The 20468-nt window shown below is 35.2% G+C and carries 34 protein-coding genes; all 34 read left to right on the top strand.

Annotated elements, in window-relative coordinates:
- Window positions 1–57 precede the first annotated feature (57 nt).
- The 34 genes from FPZ49_RS10690 (at window position 58) to FPZ49_RS35485 (ending at window position 20357) form a co-directional block, all read left to right on the top strand.
- Window positions 58–399 carry a hypothetical protein gene (locus tag FPZ49_RS10690; protein WP_144846351.1) on the top strand — a complete coding sequence of 114 codons (342 nt, stop codon included), beginning with the start codon at window positions 58–60 and terminating at the stop codon, window positions 397–399.
- 48 nt (window positions 400–447) lie between these two features.
- A complete protein-coding gene (locus tag FPZ49_RS35515) occupies window positions 448–618 on the top strand; it encodes a hypothetical protein (protein WP_186445730.1) in 171 nt (56 codons plus the stop codon).
- Between the two features lie 69 nt (window positions 619–687).
- Window positions 688–870 carry a hypothetical protein gene (locus tag FPZ49_RS10685; protein WP_144846349.1) on the top strand — a complete coding sequence of 61 codons (183 nt, stop codon included), beginning with the start codon at window positions 688–690 and terminating at the stop codon, window positions 868–870.
- Between the two features lie 13 nt (window positions 871–883).
- On the top strand, window positions 884–1027 hold the full coding sequence (locus FPZ49_RS35510; protein ID WP_186445775.1) for a hypothetical protein: 144 nt from the start codon (window positions 884–886) through the stop codon (window positions 1025–1027).
- Window positions 1028–1080: 53 nt separating this feature from the next.
- Window positions 1081–1443: a class Ib ribonucleoside-diphosphate reductase assembly flavoprotein NrdI gene (nrdI, locus tag FPZ49_RS10680; RefSeq protein ID WP_144846664.1), complete on the top strand. Its 363-nt coding sequence runs from the start codon at window positions 1081–1083 to the stop codon at window positions 1441–1443.
- Window positions 1430–3514, top strand: a complete 2085-nt coding sequence (gene nrdE / locus FPZ49_RS10675; protein WP_144846347.1) for a class 1b ribonucleoside-diphosphate reductase subunit alpha — start codon at window positions 1430–1432, stop codon at window positions 3512–3514. The genes nrdI and nrdE overlap by 14 nt, the downstream gene beginning before the upstream one ends.
- A 61-nt stretch (window positions 3515–3575) precedes the next feature.
- The gene (gene nrdF / locus FPZ49_RS10670; RefSeq protein WP_144846345.1) at window positions 3576–4535 is read left to right on the top strand and encodes a class 1b ribonucleoside-diphosphate reductase subunit beta; all 960 of its coding nucleotides are present in this window, start codon (window positions 3576–3578) and stop codon (window positions 4533–4535) included.
- A 15-nt stretch (window positions 4536–4550) separates the two neighbouring features.
- On the top strand, window positions 4551–4796 hold the full coding sequence (locus FPZ49_RS10665; RefSeq protein WP_144846343.1) for a glutaredoxin family protein: 246 nt from the start codon (window positions 4551–4553) through the stop codon (window positions 4794–4796).
- Between the two features lie 19 nt (window positions 4797–4815).
- On the top strand, window positions 4816–5313 hold the full coding sequence (locus FPZ49_RS10660; protein WP_144846341.1) for a pyrophosphohydrolase domain-containing protein: 498 nt from the start codon (window positions 4816–4818) through the stop codon (window positions 5311–5313).
- Window positions 5300–5983: an HNH endonuclease gene (locus FPZ49_RS10655; RefSeq protein ID WP_144846339.1), complete on the top strand. Its 684-nt coding sequence runs from the start codon at window positions 5300–5302 to the stop codon at window positions 5981–5983. Before FPZ49_RS10660 ends, FPZ49_RS10655 begins: the two co-directional genes overlap by 14 nt.
- A 66-nt stretch (window positions 5984–6049) precedes the next feature.
- Window positions 6050–6757, top strand: a complete 708-nt coding sequence (gene thyX, locus FPZ49_RS10650) for an FAD-dependent thymidylate synthase (RefSeq protein ID WP_144846337.1) — start codon at window positions 6050–6052, stop codon at window positions 6755–6757.
- 119 nt (window positions 6758–6876) lie between these two features.
- Entirely contained in the window at window positions 6877–7446 is a 570-nt protein-coding gene (locus FPZ49_RS10645; protein WP_144846335.1) for a hypothetical protein, read from the top strand.
- Window positions 7447–7662: 216 nt separating this feature from the next.
- Complete coding sequence (locus FPZ49_RS10640) at window positions 7663–8397, top strand: metallophosphoesterase family protein (RefSeq protein WP_144846333.1); 735 nt, start codon at window positions 7663–7665, stop codon at window positions 8395–8397.
- Window positions 8398–8453: 56 nt separating this feature from the next.
- Window positions 8454–8774: a hypothetical protein gene (locus tag FPZ49_RS10635; protein ID WP_144846331.1), complete on the top strand. Its 321-nt coding sequence runs from the start codon at window positions 8454–8456 to the stop codon at window positions 8772–8774.
- 1089 nt (window positions 8775–9863) lie between these two features.
- Window positions 9864–10100 carry a hypothetical protein gene (locus FPZ49_RS10630; protein ID WP_144846329.1) on the top strand — a complete coding sequence of 79 codons (237 nt, stop codon included), beginning with the start codon at window positions 9864–9866 and terminating at the stop codon, window positions 10098–10100.
- Between the two features lie 216 nt (window positions 10101–10316).
- Complete coding sequence (locus tag FPZ49_RS10625) at window positions 10317–10682, top strand: hypothetical protein (RefSeq protein ID WP_144846327.1); 366 nt, start codon at window positions 10317–10319, stop codon at window positions 10680–10682.
- Window positions 10683–10715: 33 nt separating this feature from the next.
- On the top strand, window positions 10716–11021 hold the full coding sequence (locus tag FPZ49_RS10620; RefSeq protein ID WP_261381356.1) for a sigma factor: 306 nt from the start codon (window positions 10716–10718) through the stop codon (window positions 11019–11021).
- A gap of 91 nt (window positions 11022–11112) precedes the next feature.
- Window positions 11113–11451: a hypothetical protein gene (locus FPZ49_RS10615; protein WP_144846324.1), complete on the top strand. Its 339-nt coding sequence runs from the start codon at window positions 11113–11115 to the stop codon at window positions 11449–11451.
- Window positions 11452–11478: 27 nt separating this feature from the next.
- Window positions 11479–11649 carry a hypothetical protein gene (locus FPZ49_RS35505; protein WP_186445727.1) on the top strand — a complete coding sequence of 57 codons (171 nt, stop codon included), beginning with the start codon at window positions 11479–11481 and terminating at the stop codon, window positions 11647–11649.
- 26 nt (window positions 11650–11675) lie between these two features.
- On the top strand, window positions 11676–11828 hold the full coding sequence (locus tag FPZ49_RS36380; protein ID WP_222429896.1) for a hypothetical protein: 153 nt from the start codon (window positions 11676–11678) through the stop codon (window positions 11826–11828).
- Between the two features lie 535 nt (window positions 11829–12363).
- On the top strand, window positions 12364–12699 hold the full coding sequence (locus FPZ49_RS10610; protein WP_144846322.1) for a hypothetical protein: 336 nt from the start codon (window positions 12364–12366) through the stop codon (window positions 12697–12699).
- A 234-nt stretch (window positions 12700–12933) separates the two neighbouring features.
- A complete protein-coding gene (locus FPZ49_RS10605) occupies window positions 12934–13131 on the top strand; it encodes a hypothetical protein (RefSeq protein ID WP_144846320.1) in 198 nt (65 codons plus the stop codon).
- A 22-nt stretch (window positions 13132–13153) separates the two neighbouring features.
- Window positions 13154–13312: a hypothetical protein gene (locus tag FPZ49_RS35495; protein ID WP_186445725.1), complete on the top strand. Its 159-nt coding sequence runs from the start codon at window positions 13154–13156 to the stop codon at window positions 13310–13312.
- An 18-nt stretch (window positions 13313–13330) separates the two neighbouring features.
- On the top strand, window positions 13331–13546 hold the full coding sequence (locus FPZ49_RS10600) for a hypothetical protein (RefSeq protein ID WP_144846318.1): 216 nt from the start codon (window positions 13331–13333) through the stop codon (window positions 13544–13546).
- A gap of 35 nt (window positions 13547–13581) precedes the next feature.
- Complete coding sequence (locus FPZ49_RS10595) at window positions 13582–13788, top strand: hypothetical protein (RefSeq protein WP_144846316.1); 207 nt, start codon at window positions 13582–13584, stop codon at window positions 13786–13788.
- Window positions 13789–13804: 16 nt separating this feature from the next.
- On the top strand, window positions 13805–13963 hold the full coding sequence (locus FPZ49_RS35490) for a hypothetical protein (protein ID WP_186445724.1): 159 nt from the start codon (window positions 13805–13807) through the stop codon (window positions 13961–13963).
- 253 nt (window positions 13964–14216) lie between these two features.
- Window positions 14217–14573 (top strand): adenosylmethionine decarboxylase, encoded by a 357-nt coding sequence (speD, locus tag FPZ49_RS10590; protein WP_144846314.1) that lies wholly within the window; start codon window positions 14217–14219, stop codon window positions 14571–14573.
- Between the two features lies 1 nt (window position 14574).
- Complete coding sequence (locus FPZ49_RS10585) at window positions 14575–15519, top strand: hypothetical protein (RefSeq protein ID WP_144846312.1); 945 nt, start codon at window positions 14575–14577, stop codon at window positions 15517–15519.
- A gap of 71 nt (window positions 15520–15590) precedes the next feature.
- Entirely contained in the window at window positions 15591–18905 is a 3315-nt protein-coding gene (gene dnaE / locus FPZ49_RS10580; protein WP_186445723.1) for a DNA polymerase III subunit alpha, read from the top strand.
- A gap of 18 nt (window positions 18906–18923) precedes the next feature.
- Window positions 18924–19217, top strand: coding sequence for a hypothetical protein (locus FPZ49_RS10575; protein ID WP_144846308.1), 294 nt, complete (start codon window positions 18924–18926; stop codon window positions 19215–19217).
- Entirely contained in the window at window positions 19218–19406 is a 189-nt protein-coding gene (locus FPZ49_RS10570; protein ID WP_144846306.1) for a hypothetical protein, read from the top strand.
- A complete protein-coding gene (locus tag FPZ49_RS10565; protein ID WP_144846304.1) occupies window positions 19403–19588 on the top strand; it encodes a hypothetical protein in 186 nt (61 codons plus the stop codon). Before FPZ49_RS10570 ends, FPZ49_RS10565 begins: the two co-directional genes overlap by 4 nt.
- A gap of 58 nt (window positions 19589–19646) precedes the next feature.
- Complete coding sequence (locus FPZ49_RS10560; RefSeq protein ID WP_144846662.1) at window positions 19647–20168, top strand: hypothetical protein; 522 nt, start codon at window positions 19647–19649, stop codon at window positions 20166–20168.
- 12 nt (window positions 20169–20180) lie between these two features.
- The gene (locus FPZ49_RS35485) at window positions 20181–20357 is read left to right on the top strand and encodes a hypothetical protein (protein WP_186445722.1); all 177 of its coding nucleotides are present in this window, start codon (window positions 20181–20183) and stop codon (window positions 20355–20357) included.
- Window positions 20358–20468 lie beyond the last annotated feature (111 nt).

Below are 20468 nucleotides of genomic sequence, written 5' to 3'. Positions count from 1 at the left end.
TTTTTGAAACTAAAAATCCGATAAAAGTCACGTTTCATTAGAAAAAGGAGATGTAAAATGAAATTATTTAATGTAACTTTCAAACATTCATTCGCTGCTGGATCGAGAGAGATTAACTTTATTGTAACTTTAAGTGACTATGAGCTTTTTGACGAAGATGGACTTCCTCTTGATGCAGAGTCACGAGCAGTTGAATATGCGTTAGATAAATTTTTTAAGCATGATTACATTTTCACGACTGGTGCTAGTTTAGAAGTTTTGAGCATCGAAGAGGTTGAAAATAAGGACGCAGGTAATGTGATTAATGTAACAATTAACGGTGTAAAAACAAAAGAATTTGATGGATATAAAATGCTTAATATCATCCAAGAACAATTGAGCAAGTATGGAAAATACTAAACCAAACCAAATTAACATTTTATTAAGAATAAAAAAGGAGAAATGAAAATGACAATTTTAGTCACTTTAAAAAATGAAAGAGAAATTGAGACTGAAGTAAGTAATGAATCGTTTGATGATTTCGCCCAACGTTTTGTTGAAAATGGCAGTCTGTTCCTTGTAACCGATGACGCTGTTATTCTGAAGGATGCAATCCATTATATCCAAAAGTGGTCTTAAATTAATTCCTATCAAGCCGTTCTTTATTCTAATAAAACAAAACTATACATACAAGGGAGATTAAATCAAATGAAGAAAAACACAAACAAATTGGCTGGACTCGCACCTCGTCAACAACGTAGAGAAGAAGCAAAAGCAAATGGTGTGGCATTTGAACCTGTATACAATGGGGCTAAACCTGAACGAGTGCAGCATAAGGCTGTTTATAAGGCTCAGGTTAATGAGGCTAAACGCAAGAGTAGAGCAAAATAAGGAGGTGACAATATTGAACTCACAAATTGAAAACAATTTTAAGTATCATCCAACTAAAGATGGTCAACCACAAACATATGAGAATATCCGCAATAAGGCCAAAGAATTTGCTTATATTGGAACAGGCTGTATTTTGGGCGAATGCTTCAATCGCTAGAAATGAGTAGTAAGGCAATACAATAGTTAATTCATCTGGGAGAGTGCTGCTTACTGATTGTAGTTTGGGATAGTCGGACAGGAAATGTTGAGCGCTTTGTTAATAAACTAGAAGGAATAGAAAAAGTAAAAATACATAATGACATAATTGTTGATGAGCCATTTGTGCTAATTACATATACAACTGGTATGGGTAAAGTCCCACAGAGTACATTGGATTTTCTAGAACATAACCATCAACATATGCTTGGTGTAGCTTGTAGTGGAAACCGTAACTGGGGTGATTCCTATGCAAGAGCAGCAGACATTATATCACAAAAATACAATGTACCTATTCTACTCAGGTTTGAATTATCAGGCTTGAGTAGCGATGTAAATTCATTAATGGAAAGGTTGCGACAATTTGAGGCACATTGAGTTAAACAATGAAATTCTCATTAAGAAAGATGGTTTCTTTGATCTAGAAAAAGATAAGGAGGCCGTAAAAGAATTTATTAAGGTAGTCCAGAAAAACACCGTATACTTCAGTAATTTAAAAGAAAAAATTGATTACCTTATCAATAACGATTATTACATCAATTTCTATGATTTCTATACATATGAGCAAATTGAGAAAATTTATAAAATTGCCGAATCATACAATTTTAAGTTCGAGTCTTATATGGCAGCGTCTAAATTCTATTCCGACTATGCCCTCAAGACAAATGACAAATTAGATAGAAAATATCTTGAAACGTATAGTGAGCACAATGCTCTGGTGGCTTTATATTTTGGTAAGGGAAATGTGGAAGCGGCAGAGATTTTAGTTCGAGCTTTCATGGAGCAACGAGTGCAACCAGCTACCCCTACATATCTGAATGCAGGACGCAGTAGACGAGGAGAAATGGTAAGTTGTTTCCTTCTAGACATGGATGATAGCCTCAATTCCATTAACTTTGTTCTAGGTGTATGTATGCAGCTTTCGAAATCGGGTGGCGGCGTAGCCGTGAACGTCTCTAAACTCAGAGGTAGAGGCGAACCAATTAAAGGGGTTGAGGGCGCAGCAAAAGGAATTATGCCTGTACTGAAACTCATGGAAGATGCATTCTCCTACGCGGATCAGATGGGGCAGAGAAAAGGTTCAGGGGCAGGCTATTACAACATTTTCGGGTGGGATGTAATCGAGTTTTTGGATAGCAAGAAGATTAATGCTGATGAGAAAATTCGACTCAAAACACTTTCTCTCGGACTCATTGTTCCACAAAAATTTTATGATCTGGCAGAACAAAATAAGCCATACTTTATCTTTGCTCCATATTCTGTCTATAAAGAATATGGCATTCACTTGGATGATTTGGACATTGATACAATGTACGATGAATTGGTTGCAAACCCAAAAGTGCAAAAAAAGCAAGTTATGGACGCAAGAGAGATGCTAATCAAAATTGCTACAACTCAGCTTGAATCAGGCTATCCATATCTGATGAACAAAACAAACGCAAACAAACAACATGCTCTTGGTAAAATTGGAACTGTGAAGATGTCTAATCTCTGTACCGAAATTTTTATGTTGCAAGAAGTCTCTACAATTACGGACTATGGGCAGCCTGATATCATCAATCGAGACATTAACTGCAATCTTGCCTCGTTAAATATTGCTCCAGTTATGGAACGTAAAAATTTGCGCGAATCTGTACATACTGCAATGGATGTGCTAACAGTAGTATCAGATGATACGGATATTGCAAACTCGCCAACTACTGCGAAGGCGAACAGGGAATTACACAGTGTTGGCCTTGGAGCAATGAATCTCCATGGATATTTAGCCAAGAATAAGATTGCATATGAAAGCAAAGAAGCAATTGATTTCGTGAGAGCATTCTTCAGCGCAATGAACTTCTATTCCATTGAGAAATCGATGATGATTGCCAAAGAAAAAGGATCATTTAAAGACTTTGATAAATCCGATTATGCGAGTGGCGTATACTTTGACAAATATCTTAAGAATGATTATTCTCCACAAACGGAGAAGGTTAAGAAATTATTCGCAGGTATGCCTTTCCCAACTAGGAAAGATTGGGCGAAGTTGAAAGCAGATGTTGCACAGCATGGTCTGTATCACGCATATCGCCTTGCAATTGCACCGACTCAATCAATTAGTTATGTTCAAAATGCAACTTCTAGCGTAATGCCGATTGTTGAGCATATTGAAGTAAGAACATATGCCAATTCTACAACATACTATCCGATGCCTTATCTATCCAGAGATAATTACTTCTACTACAAATCGGCATACAATATTGATATGTTCAAAATGATCGACCTCATCTCAGAAATTCAAGAGCACATCGATCAAGGTGTAAGCACCATTCTCTATGTAAATAGTGATGTATCGACTAGAGAATTGGCACGTTATTATGTTTATGCAGCTAAGAAAAATTTGAAGTCCTTATATTACACTCGAACAAACAGATTAAGCCCTGAAGAATGTACTTCTTGTGCAATCTAATTAAATTGGGGGAGAAATCCCCCTTTATAAAATACATTTACTCATAGGAGTGACTAGAACATTGTTTAAAGCTGTTAACTGGAATCGACCTGATGATGATTTTACAAAAACATTTTGGGATCAGAATATTATGCAATTTTGGACTGATGAAGAAATCCCATTGTCAGATGATAAGATGTCTTGGATTGACCTCAATAAATCTGAACAAGAAGTCTATAAGCGAGTTCTTGGTGGCCTGACTTTGCTTGATACTGTTCAAGGTGGAGTTGGTATGCCTAAGATTATCGATCACGTAGAAGGGTTGCAACGTAAGGCTGTACTTGGATTTATGGGCATGATGGAGCAAATTCACGCTAAAAGTTATAGTAGTATTTTCACAACACTGGCTACAACTGAAGAGATTGATGAGATTTTTGCTTGGGTGGAATCTAATAAGTACCTACAAAATAAAATTCAAATCATCTCGCATTACTATAGAAATATTAAGACTAAAAAAGATTTGTTTATGGCCTTAGCAGCAAGTGTATTGCTTGAGTCGTATCTTTTTTATTCTGGTTTCTTTTTCCCATTGTATCTTGCTGGACAGGGTAAGATGACAGCCAGCGGAGAAATTATTGACCTGATCCTCCGAGATGAGAGCATCCATGGCCTGTATATCGGTCAACTAGCTCAAGAGGAATATAGTTCGCTAAGTAAACGTGACAAAGAGAAAGCAAAAGATCAACTGGATCGTTTACTGTTTCAATTGAATTCTAATGAGAATCTTTATACTGATGAACTGTATTCTGCAATTGGACTTCAAGAAGAAGTCAAGAAGTACAGTCGCTATAATGCAAATAAAGCATTTATGAATCTAGGATTTGAGCCTTATTTCCCAGAAGAAGATATTAACCCAATTGTAATGAATGGTATTAAGACAAGCACCAAACAACACGACTTCTTCTCGAAAAAGGGTAACGGCTATATTCGTACCTTGAAGGTAGAGAAATTGACTGATGCTGATTTTGTATTTAACTTTTAATCTTAGGAGACTCAAATGAAACTACTAAAATTCCAGCAACCGAATTGTGCTCCATGCACTCAAGTCAGTGAGTACTTGGACAATAAGAATATTAAATATGAAAAAATAAATGTATGGGATGATCCAGAACAAGCCAGTAATTACGGAATCATGTCTGTTCCTGTTGTCATCCTATTAAGCAGCGATGGAGTAGAAATCAGACGTTCAGTTGGATTTAAGCCTCAAGAATTGAACGAATTCGCTGAATTTTTTCAACAATAATTTACAGAGGAGAGTTTCCTTGTCTAAATCTAAATATCAAAAAGTAAAAGAGTTTCACAAAGCATTCAATTACCCTATGGCCGATAAGCCAACTCCAATGTCCATGGAAATGGTATTGAACCGTTTAGGTTTTATTGCAGAAGAAATGATTGAAGTCCTGCATGTTACATCCAAAGATGATACGGAATTTTCTCAAATGTATGATCAATTAATTGGTCGAATGTTGCTGTCCTATGCAAAACAAGCCAAAAAAGAGCGCGTTGCTGATGTTCTTACAGGACAGTTTGATGGATTCCTTGATATCGAATACTTCAACAACGGCAATTATACAATTCTAGGACTCGATCCAGATGCTCCATTTGACTTAGTACATGATGCTAATATGAACAAGTTATGGGAAGATGGTAAGCCTAGATATGATGAACATGGCAAAATTATTAAGCCACCACACTTTGTCCCTCCCGATGAAGCCATTAAAGAGGAAATAAAGAGGCAAATTGAGAATGCAGGAAAATAAAATACATGTATATAATGATGGTTACAAAGGGAAATTTAAATCTTCTCCAATCCAATACATAATAGGTGACAATGGCTGCTGGAATGTTTACGGTAGAAATCTTGATACAGATGGATACTACTATATAAGCAGAAATTGTAAAAAGTATAAGTTGCATAGATGGATTGCTCTTAACGAATACGGTTTTACAGAAGAAAATCAAAAACTAGTGGTGAGACATCTATGTAATAATAAAAAATGTATTAATCCTTCGCATTTAAAATTTGGCACACCAAAAGAAAATTCTGAGGATAGTGTTTTAGCAGGAATTCAACCTCATGGTGAAACATCTGGACAGTCAATACTTAACAATGATGATGTACTAAAAATTAAGGAACTGCTTCAGAATACTAGTATCACCTTTAAAGAATTAGGGGAAATGTTTTCTGTTGATGAATCCACAATTCAAGACATCAATCAAAGAAGAACTTGGGTTCATATTGGGAAAGAGTTTACTCCTCGCCCTAAGAAAGATAGAGTAATTGCCGATGAAACAGTAAAGAAAGTAAAAGAATTACTACTCGAAGGAAAGTACTTACAAAAAGAGATAGCGTTGATGTGCGGAATAGATAGAAAAAGAGTTTCAGATATCAATACAAACAAAAAATATAAAAATGTTAAATTATTATAAAATTTGTGGACGGTCTTCGGATCGTCCTTCTTCAAACAAATTCCAACCCCAAGGGAGACCAAATAGATGACAACAGAAATTCTAAAAGTACTTGATAATGGTTATGTGCGACTTGTCGATGTATTAGGTTCTGATCTTACAGTGGCAAACGCAGCTCGTGTATCCTATGCCAAAGAGTCCTTCGAACTCACAGATAAAGATATTCGCCTAATCAAATTCCTTGCTCGTGAAGGTCATACATCACCCTTTCGTCATGCCATGCTTCAGTTTGAAGTTTTTGCCCCTCTGATGGTTGCTAGACAGTGGTGGAAGTACGTAATTGGTTCAACTCACCAAGAGGCCACCGGAGACTCTATGGAGGCTTGGAATGAGTCAAGTCGTCGTTACATTACCGAGGAGCCTGTTTTCTATAGGCCGCAACCCAATGAATGGAGAGGCAAACCAGAGAATAGCAAGCAGGGTAGTGGTGATCCAGTTGTGGAGAAACTTGGTCTATACTACACTCAAAGTCTTAATGATTTAATTAACAAAGCAGAACGATTATATGAGGCTGCTATTGAAGATGGTATTTGTGCAGAACAAGCACGACTATTCTTGCCCTCTTATGGCATGTATGTTCGTTGGTACTGGACAGCATCTTTGCAATCCGTATGCCACTTCTTAAATCAGCGTCTAGAGCACGATGCTCAAAAAGAAATTCAGGATTTTGCTAAAGCAGTATACTATTTAGCTAAACAGAGATTCCCTGTTTCGATTGAAGAATTAATTAAGTAAAAAATAGAAAATAACTATTGAACAAATAATATATAAATGCTAATATATGGTTAACGGACAAGACAAACACAAGTCAAATCTCCGTTAACCATTTTCTTTATGAGGGGATGACGTAAAGTATGAAACTCACCAAGTCTCAGATGAAGAAGTTACAAGTTACCGAACATGCCGTAAAAAGAGCCAAAGAAAGATTCAATCGTAGGGATAGGAATGATGTTTTAAATTTCTGCAAAGCTCATTTAGGTGCAGCGCAATACATAGGTAAAACGACCAGCGATAACGGAGAAGGATTAATGTTCTCTCGACATGGAGTGATGATTGTGCTATCAGAAGATTTATCAAAAGTAATTACTTTAATGGAAATCGAAAACAGGTCTCACATTGCTAGAACAGAACCGAATACGCCACTATACAAAAAGTTGAAGAGTTTGTATGAAACAGAAATCCGAAAACTAGAACGAAGCGAAAAAAGTTGCAACAAGAAGGTTGATTATATTAAAGCAGAACTCAATGTTGAATTATCTCAGTTGAATTTAAAATTATTGAAAACAAGATCAGAATCAATCAGATGTGCGTGTAAAGCAAGAATAAATGCCATTGAAACATACATAAAAGATAAAGAAAGTGAATTGTGTAATATACAGAGCGAAAAGAAAAAAATTATTAAGGCATTAGCGTGTATTGTATGAATAACTTAAGCGAATCAGCATTAGCCTTTATCTCTCGCTGCTTTCATGGAAATGAGATTCGAGTAATTAATCCAATCATAAATGAAAAATACATAATAAATAACGTTAAACATACACTTACAGGAGAAGTAATCGATGAAATGATTGCCTCAAATAGAGTTAAACTACTCTTCAAAAATGAGAAAACTGCTAATATCATAGGAATCGAGGGAATGCATGAGTAAAAGAACTTTCGTTATCAGTGATATCCACGGTTGTCACGATGAATTCAATAAACTGTTAAAAGAATGTGGATACAACTCTAAAACTGACCATCTTATCCTGCTCGGTGATTATGTTGACAGGGGTTTTAAAAGTAAAGAAGTTGTTAGTCAAGTAATGAAGTTAGTGTATGAAGATGATGCAATTGCATTAAGAGGAAATCATGATCAAATGTTCCTAGATATCTTCTCCGACGAACCTGATGATTATCTATTCCTTCATAACGGTGGAATCTCAACTATTGAAAGTTACTGTGGACTGAATTGGTTTGAAGGATATCAAGGTTTTGACTATATGCGATATCTGCAAGCGAAGGAATTTATTTTGAAACATTATACGAATCACATTCAATTTTTACGATCCCTGAGATGCCACTATGAAGACGATAACCACATCTATGTCCACGCTGGATTACACCCCATGTACGAAAACTGGAAAGAGCAACCGGCTGAACATTTTATCTGGATCAGAGACATCTTCCTGAACAATAAAACATCAGTTGATAAAATGGTTGTGTTTGGACATACACCAACAGTTAATCTACACAATTCTGCTGAGGTTTGGTTCTCCGAAGAAAAAATCGGGATTGATGGAGGATGCGTTTTTGGGTATAAACTCAATTGCCTAGAAATTATCGAGGGAAGTTACAATACACATTCGGTTGATAGTAGATTGAAAAGAGATGATTAAAATAAACAAAGTAGATAAAAATAAAATTGATACATATATAAAGGAGTTGTGTGCAAATGAACTTGTGTGAGTTAGTTAAAGTTATGGAAGATGGTCAAGTGGCATTTTCAAAAGAATGTGATGAGCGAATTTTTTATAGCGGTGCGATATTTAGGCACAAGGAAAGTGGCAAAGAGGTAGTCTGCGATTTCAATTATTTGCTTGCCGAAGATTGGGAAATTGAAGTTGAATGGGTAGACTTTTGGACAGCTTGGAAAGCCGCGAGAGATGAGGGATTGGCAATAAGGTCTGAGCATTCATGGAATCCTGTCGTATTTCAAAATATTGTAGCGGTAAATAAAGAAATGATTAATGGACGATGGATAATATTGCGATAAAATAAAATAAAATAAAATTGCAGCTTCATCGGAAAATAAAAAGTCGGCATAGTCATCTATACCGACGAGACCGAAACTGCTCTTTCTTGCAAATTAAATAGATAATAAGTATGAATAAAAAAGTAAAAATTATCAACAATAGACTAATCGCGTTCAAATCCTGTAACTCTAGAGCGACAATTGCGATCAGGGTCGAAGTTGCAGCAATGGTAAACATAATAATTTTGTTTAGTAATGTAGACACAACATTCCTTACTGTGCGCTCCTCTGGTACAAAGGTGAATCCTAGCCTGTACTTTTGAATTAGTTGACAGCTAATCATCATCAAAGCAATGGTGGTCAGTCTCATTAAATAAGCAACAGTGGTGTCCAGAGAGTAGACTTCGCTAATAAGATGAATTGCGCCAATTGACTTGTAAAGATATAGTGAAGCCGTAGTTAACAGAATGAAAAATACATAGCTAACTATTCCTAAAATGATTGCGTAAAACTTTTGAATCCCGAACATTGTCCAAAGTAGCAAACAATAGAACAACATTTGTGCAAGCGCGATGTAACCATCCTGATTCAAATCTACATTAATGAAGTATGATACCAACGCTAACATAAAAGAAGACACAACTATACAAATTACCTTATCTTTAATTGTAAAACGGAATAGTGAGAAGGCCAGATGAAACAACGTAGACCATCTAAATGTTGCGACTATCATGTAAACTAAAATGGTCATAGTAACCTTCCTTACGATGCAGTTGTCATCACTATAATATATACGGAAAGTATATATTATTTTAAGGGGTAGGACTAGTGGATAGGATAATTTATTATTTGGAAATGTATTCTAAAGTATGCAAAATGAACTCGTTCAATCTCACTTATACTCATTAATGCTCGTTCTTACGATGTTAATAATATGATAAAAGTGTAGTTTCATTAGGAAGAAAGGAGGTCGTTAGACAAATGAAAGAAACTATTGTAATCTCAGAAGGTGTTGGATGGAAGATGCTTGCTAAGTGCGAAGACGGTATCATTAAACGATTAATATATAGATCAAATTAAATGCCTGTTTCAAAGGAAAGGAGCCATTAAATGAACACAGGCATGATGGACATCTCAAACTGTTCACCAGAGCAATTCATGAGAATTTTATACGAAAATGCAAAATGGAATCGTGAAATAAGTGGTGAAAATGGAACGATTGAATCGGAGTATTTTTGGTCAGGAACTTTAAATGGAATTTATGCAACTTTAGAAAATTTGGGAATCAAATATGATTGGCTTCAAGGTAGAGATAAGGATTTTAACGAGTATTATAAATCAAAATAAAACTCAGATTTCATAGGAAAGGATGGAGATAGCCAATGACCACTGTAATGACTAAAGAATGGTACTTAGGTAAAGGTTGGACTGCGTATGCGATGATTCATAAACTTAGCAGACCAATTCTAGGATTTCAAATTAGTACAGATAGAATAGATATTGATTTAATTTATATATCTGTAGGCTTTTGGAGATAAAAAATTAATTTCGTGGGGAGATAAGATGAATACAAACAATAAAACAAATTATAAATTATACAATGAAGATAATATTACTATTGAAGCACATATGCAATACTATATAGATTATGCTAATAAATTGTTTTATCCATCTGAAGTTTGGATAGAAGGTGTTCAAGAGGGCAAGTGGATTGTTGTTAAGTCGCAGCAGTTTCTTGGTGGCGATGAATATCGATACGTTGTAGACTTTGATAAAAACGGGATTTTTATTTGTGGCAATTCTAGATTTTATGGAAAGCAACATAAGAACGATGTGTACGACCAAAATCAATTTAAGCAGATCATCAAAAAGGAAATCAATAAGGTAAATAATCTTCATGGTACAACAGTTAAATTAATAAATAGATAAAAGATGAATTTCAATTGTAAAGGAAGTGAACAAATGATTAGTCCGAACTTGGCACATCCACTATCTTCAAAAGAATTAAATATCATGTTGCAAGATGTTGAGTCAAATAAAACTAAACTAATTGAACATAGTTTGCGATATGTTGTGTGGGTTGCAAGTAAATACGAGAAATATGAAGATATTGAAGATTTAATTCAAATTGGTTGTATAGGATTAATAATAGCTCTCCACAACATGGAAGGTATCGGTTTTGAACAGTACTATTATCACGTTAAAGAATATGTTCGCTGCGAAATTGAACGATACATTGAAAATAAGGAAAGACAAAAAACGAAATGAAGTAAAAGGCGAAGAGAGGCAATTAGACAAGCAAAATAAAATCTCAGTTTCATTATAATTAAAATATAAAATATAAAGGAGATACATACATATGAATACAATGACAGCATGTATGATGGGTGAAATGAACAGAGGCAAAGAATTGAAGGTATTTGACTGGAATAAAGCTGCTACTCTTATCAAAGAGAAAAATGTTAAATTTGCTGCTGCTGGTTTGAGTGGAGATTGGGAGTATACAGGTGGGACAATTTTTATTGATGGTAAACCAGACTACGATGATTATACATATTTGGCATCCACATGGGCAGCTCCTGAACTTAAAATTGATGGAGAATATATTGACTGCTATCTAATGCAGAGCGAAACAGACAATTGGGATTCTGAGACAAAATGGCCTCAATCAGCGATTGATATTTTAAACAGTAAATAAAATTCTATTTCATGAGGAGATTTAATATTGAAAATTGTATGTGGTTGTGGCAATGATGACCAGTTCACAGTTGAGATTATTAAAGATTACTCGTCTGATTATGGAGTGGGTGGATGGGGAATCGAAGGGTTTGAAGTTAAGTGTGACTGCGGCAAGTCGATTGAGATTAATACAGATGGTATCTCTTACAGTAAATAAAACTTTATTTTCGTGAGGTGTAAACAATGGATCACTTAGACGATATCATGCCATTCGGTCAGAATGGTCATTGGGGCGACAACGGAGGATTCTTCAAAAAGAGAGAATTTGAGAATTTCCTTGAAGAGTTTAAACGTATGCGAAGTGAACCTAGACTCAAAGAAATCAAAGGTCAATAGCAACTATCTACCAACATTTCTTGAACAAATTCAGGCCAAAACCTTGCCAGTGAGTAAAGGATATAGTGGATATATGAGTTTATATGACGGAGTACCATTGATTTTAGATGATTCAATTGATACATATGAGTTGGTTATTGATCAAGGAGAAGGTGATTACAAATAAATCGAGAACAGTTTGAGTTAGAGTATTACAATTATTTCATTAGTGAGCCAAAGTATGAATATGCATTTAAAAAGTGGCTCGAATACTATCATCAAACTGAAGTATTTGACCGTAGAGTATGTAGTGGAATTAACGAAAAGACTGGAGATGCAATACCTCTTAGTACAGTAGAATACAGATTAATAAATCAGAATGCAAAAAGATTAATGAATCAGATTGTTCTTGATCTGAGGGAAAAAGAAATTAATGACAACGTATGGAGAAGTGCGAGAGATGCTGCCTCCAAGTATACACATCAAGAGGTTGAACGATTATTGATGAATTATTATCAGATAAACTTTGAATCTCAAAAGGAAAAGAGGTTTTAAAATGGAGCAAAAGAAAAATCCACCAAAGGAATTTCGAGCAGAGTACAATGCAGTAAAAAATCACATGCACAATACACTTGGAATCACCAAAGAAGATATTCAAAAAATTATCGTAGAGACTGTTCAAACTGAAATTCAACGAGTTATCAATCATGGAGATATTGAACGGATGACAACGAACTATGTGAATCTTTTAGTACAGAGAGCGATTGATAGGGGGAGTTACTGGACTAACTTTGAAAAAGTAGTGGCATCAAGACTAAAAGACGAAATTACAAATACGATTGCTGAACAACTTACAATTGATGTTCAAGTAAAAAAATCCGTCGAAAACTAGATTTTATCAGGGGAGTGATAAATCTGAATCTATGGCAGCGACTTGAGAAGCGAGGAAGAGAAGAATATAAACTCGATGAAGATTGGCACTTATATGCAGTTGATTTGAGTGATACAGATAATTTTGCCGAATTGAAATTTGCCAAGAAAACTGGAGACCGATATCTAACTAATAACGATATTATTATGAACGTAAAGTATATGGATTTACGTTGAAAACAAGATGAGGTGAGCAATGGATTCAACAAAAGAAATGCAGATACAAAGTTATGGCCTATATCTAAATGAGATGAAGCAGCGTGGAGTATCAATGATTCCGATTGATCAGCACATAAAATTGTTTGAACACTATATTGAATTAAGCGAATACATGCAGCGAAGCCATGAGAAATTTTCAAATGTGATGGATATTCTAAGAAGTTTTAAAAAGTAAAAATACATAGGAGTTGAAAAAAATGTTTGACTACGAACAACAAACAGATGGAACCAGTTATGATTATCGAGTTGGTGAAAAGGTGCAAGATATGGTCGATGATGGCTACACTGAAATTTTCGTAACTAAGATGGAAGATGGATGGGAAATTGTAGGTAGACGAAAATTTGAAGAGGATTAACCGGAAGGGAGGATATCTTTGCAATCATTCGATGAATATGTAAAAGAAATGATTGATAAGGGTTACATCGCCAAAGATGGCAAGCCTTTAAAATGTTACCACTGCGAATCAACAAACTTTGATGAAAAAGAATATTACTTAGATGGTAGATTCATTGTCATTGAAAAGGTTGTTACCTGTAAAGATTGCAATATCAAAGTTGGACAGTGGAGCTATGGAACTTGGGAAATCTAAAGAAGGAACAATTTTATCAGGGGGTGAAAACTACTATGGTGGAGAATCAAAAATATTACATTGCAAAAGTGGGTAGTCTTTGGGTGCATAGCTGCTATTCAAATATTTGCTCCGTCAATCTTCAACTTAGAAAGCAATTTGCGACTCATATAAAAGAAGAAGATATTAAGTGGTTACAAGCAGCAATCCCATCAGTGGAAATTATAGAAGTAAATGTAACTATTGAGGAAACTTTAGTTTAGGAGGAAGAGGTGATTCATGCTGCTTTTCGGAAGTCTATTATATTTGCTTATTGGTGTGTTATCTGCGATTTATTTTCTTTACAATACAAAAGATGAAGAATTTGGTGCGAATGAAGTTACTGCGAGTTTTATCGCTATATTTTTTTGGCCTCTATATTGGTTATCAAGGATTTGAATACATATAAGGAGATAAATAAATGATACATAAAATTAAATATCACTGGCATAATTTTCGAGCTATTGTTTGTTCGCATATGTTAGACAGTTTGGTGGACACAAAATGTGATGAGTATAAAAAGTATAATGATAAATTTAATTATCATATTCTGAAAGCACTTCATCATGCTCAGAAGCATAAAGAAGAAGGATATCATTAAGGACGATTTCATTTGCATTCTAATGCATACAAAAGGAGAGATAAGCAAAAAGTGAACGACCATGATAACACAAAAGGCAAAGAAGTATGTGCAGATTTTTGGAATGTAGATTTCGATATTTTGGACTCACTAGAATACATAGAAGCTTCGATTAAAATTGCAATCCAGAAATGTGGTGCAACTCTTGTTGGTACAATCGATAAAAAGTTCCGTCCAAGTGGTGTCACATTATTAGGACTACTTGAGGAATCACATATAGGGATTCATACATATCCGTCCAAAGGGTTTGCAGCGATTTCTTGCTATGTCTGTGGGACTGCTGATCCAGATATTGCAATTGATTATTTAACTGAAGCATTCAAGCCGAAAGAAGTTCTTAGACAGACATTGATTCGAGGAGTTAGGTAAAATGGCTACTAAAAGCAATGCGAGTTATACAAACGAAATTTATCACGACTATAATTGGTGTTATCAGAAATTTGTAATCGAAGGCTTAAATCATCAAGAGATGGCAAAAGAAGCAAATACAACGGTCAGAACAATTAAAAAATGGGTTGTTGAAAAACATAGATTGACTGGAAATATTAGAAAAGAAGTTAAAAAATTGAGTTCGAGGCAAGAAGATTTAATTGTCGGCTCAATATTAGGCGATGGTCACATAACAAATGAAAAATACATACCACTATTTATCGTCTCACATGCGAAGGATGAAAGGGACTATTTATATTGGAAGTATGAGATTTTAAAAGACATTTGCAATACAAGTCCTAGGCTAATCAAATCAACAGAAAAGCCATTCGGAGACAAGGTGTATATTTCTCAAGATGCTTTTAGATTCAATACTAGGAGTTTAGATGATCTAAAAAGATTTCGTGATATGCCAATTTGTGACGTTATGGATAGACTGAATGAATTTTCATTTTCCATTTGGATGTTAGATGATGCCAGCAGAAGTCCTACATATTGGGAGTTATGTGTTGCTCCGTATAATGAAATTGAAGTTGATAAAATGCTTGATATTATACATAGAAATTTTAACCTTGATTGTAAACTGCAAACATCAGATAAGAGATACATAAGATTTACCGCAAAAGCAAGTAGAGATGTTGATACAATCATTTTAAAAAACATCCCAAACGGATTAGATGTGGTGAAGAAAAAGATTACAGAGAATGAAATTTCCGAAGAAGCGATTTATTTTTGGGTCTCTTATAACAATGAAAAAATCGGACTAAGGAGATTTTGCGACGAGAATGAGCTTCCATATCTATTGGCTAGAGATTATTATCACAATGGTATTATAGACGGTGACATGCTGATTGATTACTTGGGCAAGAATAAAAATAACAAATGAATATTGATACGTAAAACTAAATATGGTATGATAGCAATACCATATTTTTCTTCTATAAGGAGGCTGATTCATTGAGTAAACGCTTTTCAAGCTTACACAACCATACATATTATTCGCTCCTTGATGCTGTAATGTCACCTAAAGAACTGGTTGAGCAAGCGTACAATCTTAATTTTAATTCTATTGCAATCACTGAACATGGGAGTATGCATTCATTTGTTGAAGGTTATAAAGCTGCAAAAAAACTTGGAATCAAGTTTATCGCTGGATGTGAGGTCTACGAAACATCAGACATGAACTATAAAGAGAAGGATGCTGATCGATACCACCTTATCCTTCTTGCCAAGTCAGACCTTGGATTAAAAAATCTGTTCAAGATTGTTACCGAGGGAGCAACCACAGGTTTCTATGGCAAGCCTAGAGTGGACTTGAATCTAATGAGCTATTATTCGGAAGACATCATTTGTATGACAGCGTGTTTAGGCTCTAGGATTGACAGACTTTTATATGGTGGAAGATGTTCTTGTTGTTCAGATGGACTTGCAAAAGATGAGTGCTACAATTTTGTGCCAGATTACAAATCAGCCAAAAAATGGGTTGGTAAATATAAAGAAGTGTTTGGTGATAATTTTTATATTGAACTTCAATCCCATGACACCGAAGCATCTAATATTGCCAATCAGAGACTTTTGAAACTCGCTAATGATACAAGCACAAAATATACAATTACATTCGATACGCATATCCGTGATGGTTCAGAGTTACAAAAAGACGTACATCGTAAGTTCATTCAGATTTCTCAAGACAGAGAAGTTGGAGAGACATACGAAGGCTGTTGGCAAACAGATATTGATACAATACATAGTGTAATGGATAAACAGATCGGACATGAAGCAGTCGAGATTGGCATTGACACATCTGACGAGATTGCATCACAGTGTAACCTTGAAATTCAACTTCATCGAGAATTGATGCCAAAAATTAAAATTCCAGATATGTTCGAGTCAGAACAAAAATACTTGCAACATCTCGTTCGGACTGGCTGGATGAAACGAGGATGGAATAAATTTTCTCCTGAACAAAAGAAATTGTACAAAGAGAGGCTAGAAAAAGAGTTTGAGGTATTAGATTATCTCGGTTATTGTAGTTACTTTATAATGCTTGCTCAACTAGTTGACAAAATGAAGGAAAGAAAAATCCCACTTGGTTATAGTCGTGGATCAGGAGGGAACTCCCTCACACTATATGCAATAGGTGTAACTGAAATTGACAGCATCAAATGGGATTTGGATTTTTCTCGATTTGCGAACAAAGGGAGAAAAGGTTCAGCAGCGGATTATGACTTAGACATGAGCCAATTACGTAGACAAGAGGCTCTAGAGATTGCATCGGAGTTGTTTGGACAAGAAAGCATTGCACAAGTGGCAACTTTTAATTCACTCTCTCCTAAAGTTTGTATCCGTGACTTAGGTAAAATATTTGACGAAGAAGGAACTTATAAAATTCCGTATGATATTAGAGATAAAATATCGAAACTGATACCTGATGATGCACAAGAAAAAATGACTATCGAAAGAGCCTTAGAGAAGTCCGATGAACTTCAATCATATGAAAGGCAGTATCCGTTGCTTTTTGAGTACTCTAAATATCTTCAGAATTTACCTAAATCAGTTGGATGTCATGCTTCTGCTGTAATTATTGCACCAAATCCTGTTGTTGAATATGCTCCATTGATGCTCAACAAAAATGGCAACATTATGATGCAAATTGAGATGCACAATGCCATGGATGATATTGGTCTCGTCAAAATGGACTTTCTTGGACTAGTAACAATGGATGTGGTAGATAAAACACTTGAATTAGCAAATCTCACATGGAACGATATTGATCTTAGTGAATTAGACTTGGAAGATGGCGCAGTATTCAAAGAAATATATGCACAAGGGAATACACATGGAGTGTTCCAAATGGAGGCATACGTAGCCCAAGAAATGTTTAAGAAGATGAAGGCAGATAGCGTCTATGACGTTTTTGCAGTAAATGCAATGAATCGACCAGCTATCTTATCTGTTGGAATGGACAAAGTATACATAAGTAATAAAAATAATCCAGAAAATATTACATATATTCATGATGATTTAAGGTCAATTTTTAATTCTACAAATGGAATAATGCTGTATCAAGAGCAAGCTCTAAAAGTGTTTGAACTTGCAGGATTTCCAGAAGATGAAAGAGATAAAGCGAGAAGAGCAATCGGGAAAAAAGAAGCAGTGACAATGAAGAAATTATTTGACAAGTTTGAAGAAGGACTGCTTGCAAGGAATTGGACGCGAGAACAAATTAAGTCCATCTGGGATTTGGTTGAGGCGCAATCAACGTATTCCTTTAATGCAGGGCACAGTACAGCTTATGGACTTCTATCTTATGTTACTGCTTGGCTAAAGTATCATCATCCGGTTGCTTTTATGACTGCACTCCTAACGTCTGAGATTGGCGACTATCAACAAACAACCAAGTATATATCAGAGTGTCACAAGATGAATATTAAAGTTTCGCCTCCGAACATTAACAAATCTGATCGCTCTTACACTATTCATAATGGCGAAATCCTATTTGGTCTTGAATCTCTTAAAGGTGTAGGCGAAAAAGCAGTAGAGCAAATTATCAACGAGAGAAACAATGGAGAGTTTACATCATTGCTGAATTTCGTTGAGAGATGCAAGCTAGATTCTGCAACAATCATTGCCTTAATTAAAAGTGGCTGCTTTGGAATGAACAAAGATGAATTGCTATTATCATATGCTGAAACGCTCTATCCAATATCTCAGTATAAACCAGTGTTAACTATTCCGACGAAAAGTAAGTTATTTGAACTCGATTTTATGAAAGGCCACGAGAATATAATCGACAAAAACAGATTGCTTGAATTGTACAATGATGGAAGAAAGGTATTACACAATGAGCAAGCGAGAGTCAAAAGAGAAAAATACATAAATGATTACAGAGAAAAATACATGGACTCACCCGAAATGTATGAATATGAAACATTGTCAATTTTCATCAATGGAAATCCATTTGATAGTGTATCTCACTTTTTTAAACCGTTTGACGAATATGAAGAAGGTCAGATATGCGTTCCAATTGGTACAATTACATCTATTAAACGTAAAAAACAAAAGAATGGACTTACAATGGCTTATATAGAATTGCTGACCCCAGATAAGATGATCGAAGGAATGGTGTTTGCAAAGCAGTATGCTGAATATCAAGATATTCTCAAAAAAGGCTCAAACATTGTTGTTAGGGCGAAAAAGAGTGGCGCACAATTTGTTGTTGATCAAATTAAGACATTAGAAGTATGGAAAAGGGAAAGAAAACTCAAATAACTCAAGGAGGAATAAAATATGCAAACTCTAAAAGGTAGACCAAGAAAAAACGCAACTCAACCTAAACAGCAACGTTGGTATCTCCAATATATCACCTCAGACAATACGCCACTTCAAATGGTGTTCCGTGGTGAAGAGTCGTTAAATACATATATTAAAGAACAAAATATACATAAAACGCATATTAAATATTTATCAACAAATAAGTTTCCATGGAGGCAGCATTATAGCCTGAACAATAGCACATCTGAATTCGTTTCTGCTATTGGATCAAATGGGAACAAAACAACTAAGCGTATGGGAGGTAACTAGATGGATCGATTTGATACTAGAGGAGACTCACAACAACAACCTATTAAAGCTCATTGTGCAGCCTGTGGTCAGGGGATATATGAATTAGAACTGGTCTATAAATGTCAAGATGAGATATGCCATAAAGAATGTCTGCCAACATTAGTCGATGCCGAACTATTTACAGCAGGAGAGGAGGATGAAAAGTGAATGATGAAGTGTTCAAAAATTACATACGTTTGAAGAAATGGACTCAACATTTAGAAGAAGAAAATAAAAAACTAAAAGATGAAAATGCCATATTAAAAGGTTGGGTCGTTGGTTTGAAGAATGGCATGAGAGAGTTACAAAGTCAAATTGAAGCAGACAAGTCAATGGGGAAGGGGTGTTAGGTTGGGAAAGAACGAAGGCAAAGGATTCGAGGAATCCCTTGAACAAAGTGTTAAAAGCATGAAACCTAAAATGTTCTTTTTAAGAATTAAGGATACATTTATCCCTCCAGATTTGAGAGCAAGGGTTCGTGTAACTAAGAATAAATATGACTGCTTGCTATTCGATCAAGGCTACCTATTGACCTTAGAGCTTAAGTCAACCGGAAATAAATCGGTTAGTTTTGATGAGAAAATTATTAAGCAGCATCAAATCGACAACCTGTTAGAAGCGTCTACATATGAAAATACAATTAGCGGATTTCTATTTAACTTTAGGGAATACGACAACAAAACATATTTTGTACATATCCAAGACTTCGTTAAATACCAACATACAGCACAAGGTAAGAGCAGTCATACATATAAAAGTAAAGTAAACAAAAGCAGTATCTCCTTAGACATATGCGAAGAGATTGGGATTGAGTTGAAGAACTATTTGAAGAAGAAAAATTATCATTATCATGTTCGGATTATGATTGATGAAGCCATTAAAAAATACTGTGATAAGGACAATCCGGTTGAGCGTATTGTTGTAGTGTGAGAGGTGATGCCATTGAAGGAAGATGAGGAGCTTATTATTACAATTTCATTCGTTGATAAATACACTGGAGAATTTTTAGGAAATGACCCAGAAGAGGTCTTTGCTAAATTTCCGACAGAGAGGCAAGCTCAATTTAAGGCATTATGCTTAGAAGCATTGACAGGTAAGAAACATAAGATGGCTAAATGAACACTTAAAGATACATATATTTAATACCAAATAAAAATGCAGCTCCCACACATAAGGGACTGCATTTTTTTATCGCTTATATAGGTATCACCAACAAACACTTAGGCCAAC

It is taken from the genome of Paenibacillus cremeus (assembly GCF_007786445.1).
GTDB classification, from domain to species: Bacteria; Bacillota; Bacilli; order Paenibacillales; family NBRC-103111; genus Paenibacillus_G; species Paenibacillus_G cremeus.
The sequence above is the reverse complement of the archived record's forward strand: the minus strand, read 5'-3'. Positions and strand labels throughout refer to the sequence as shown.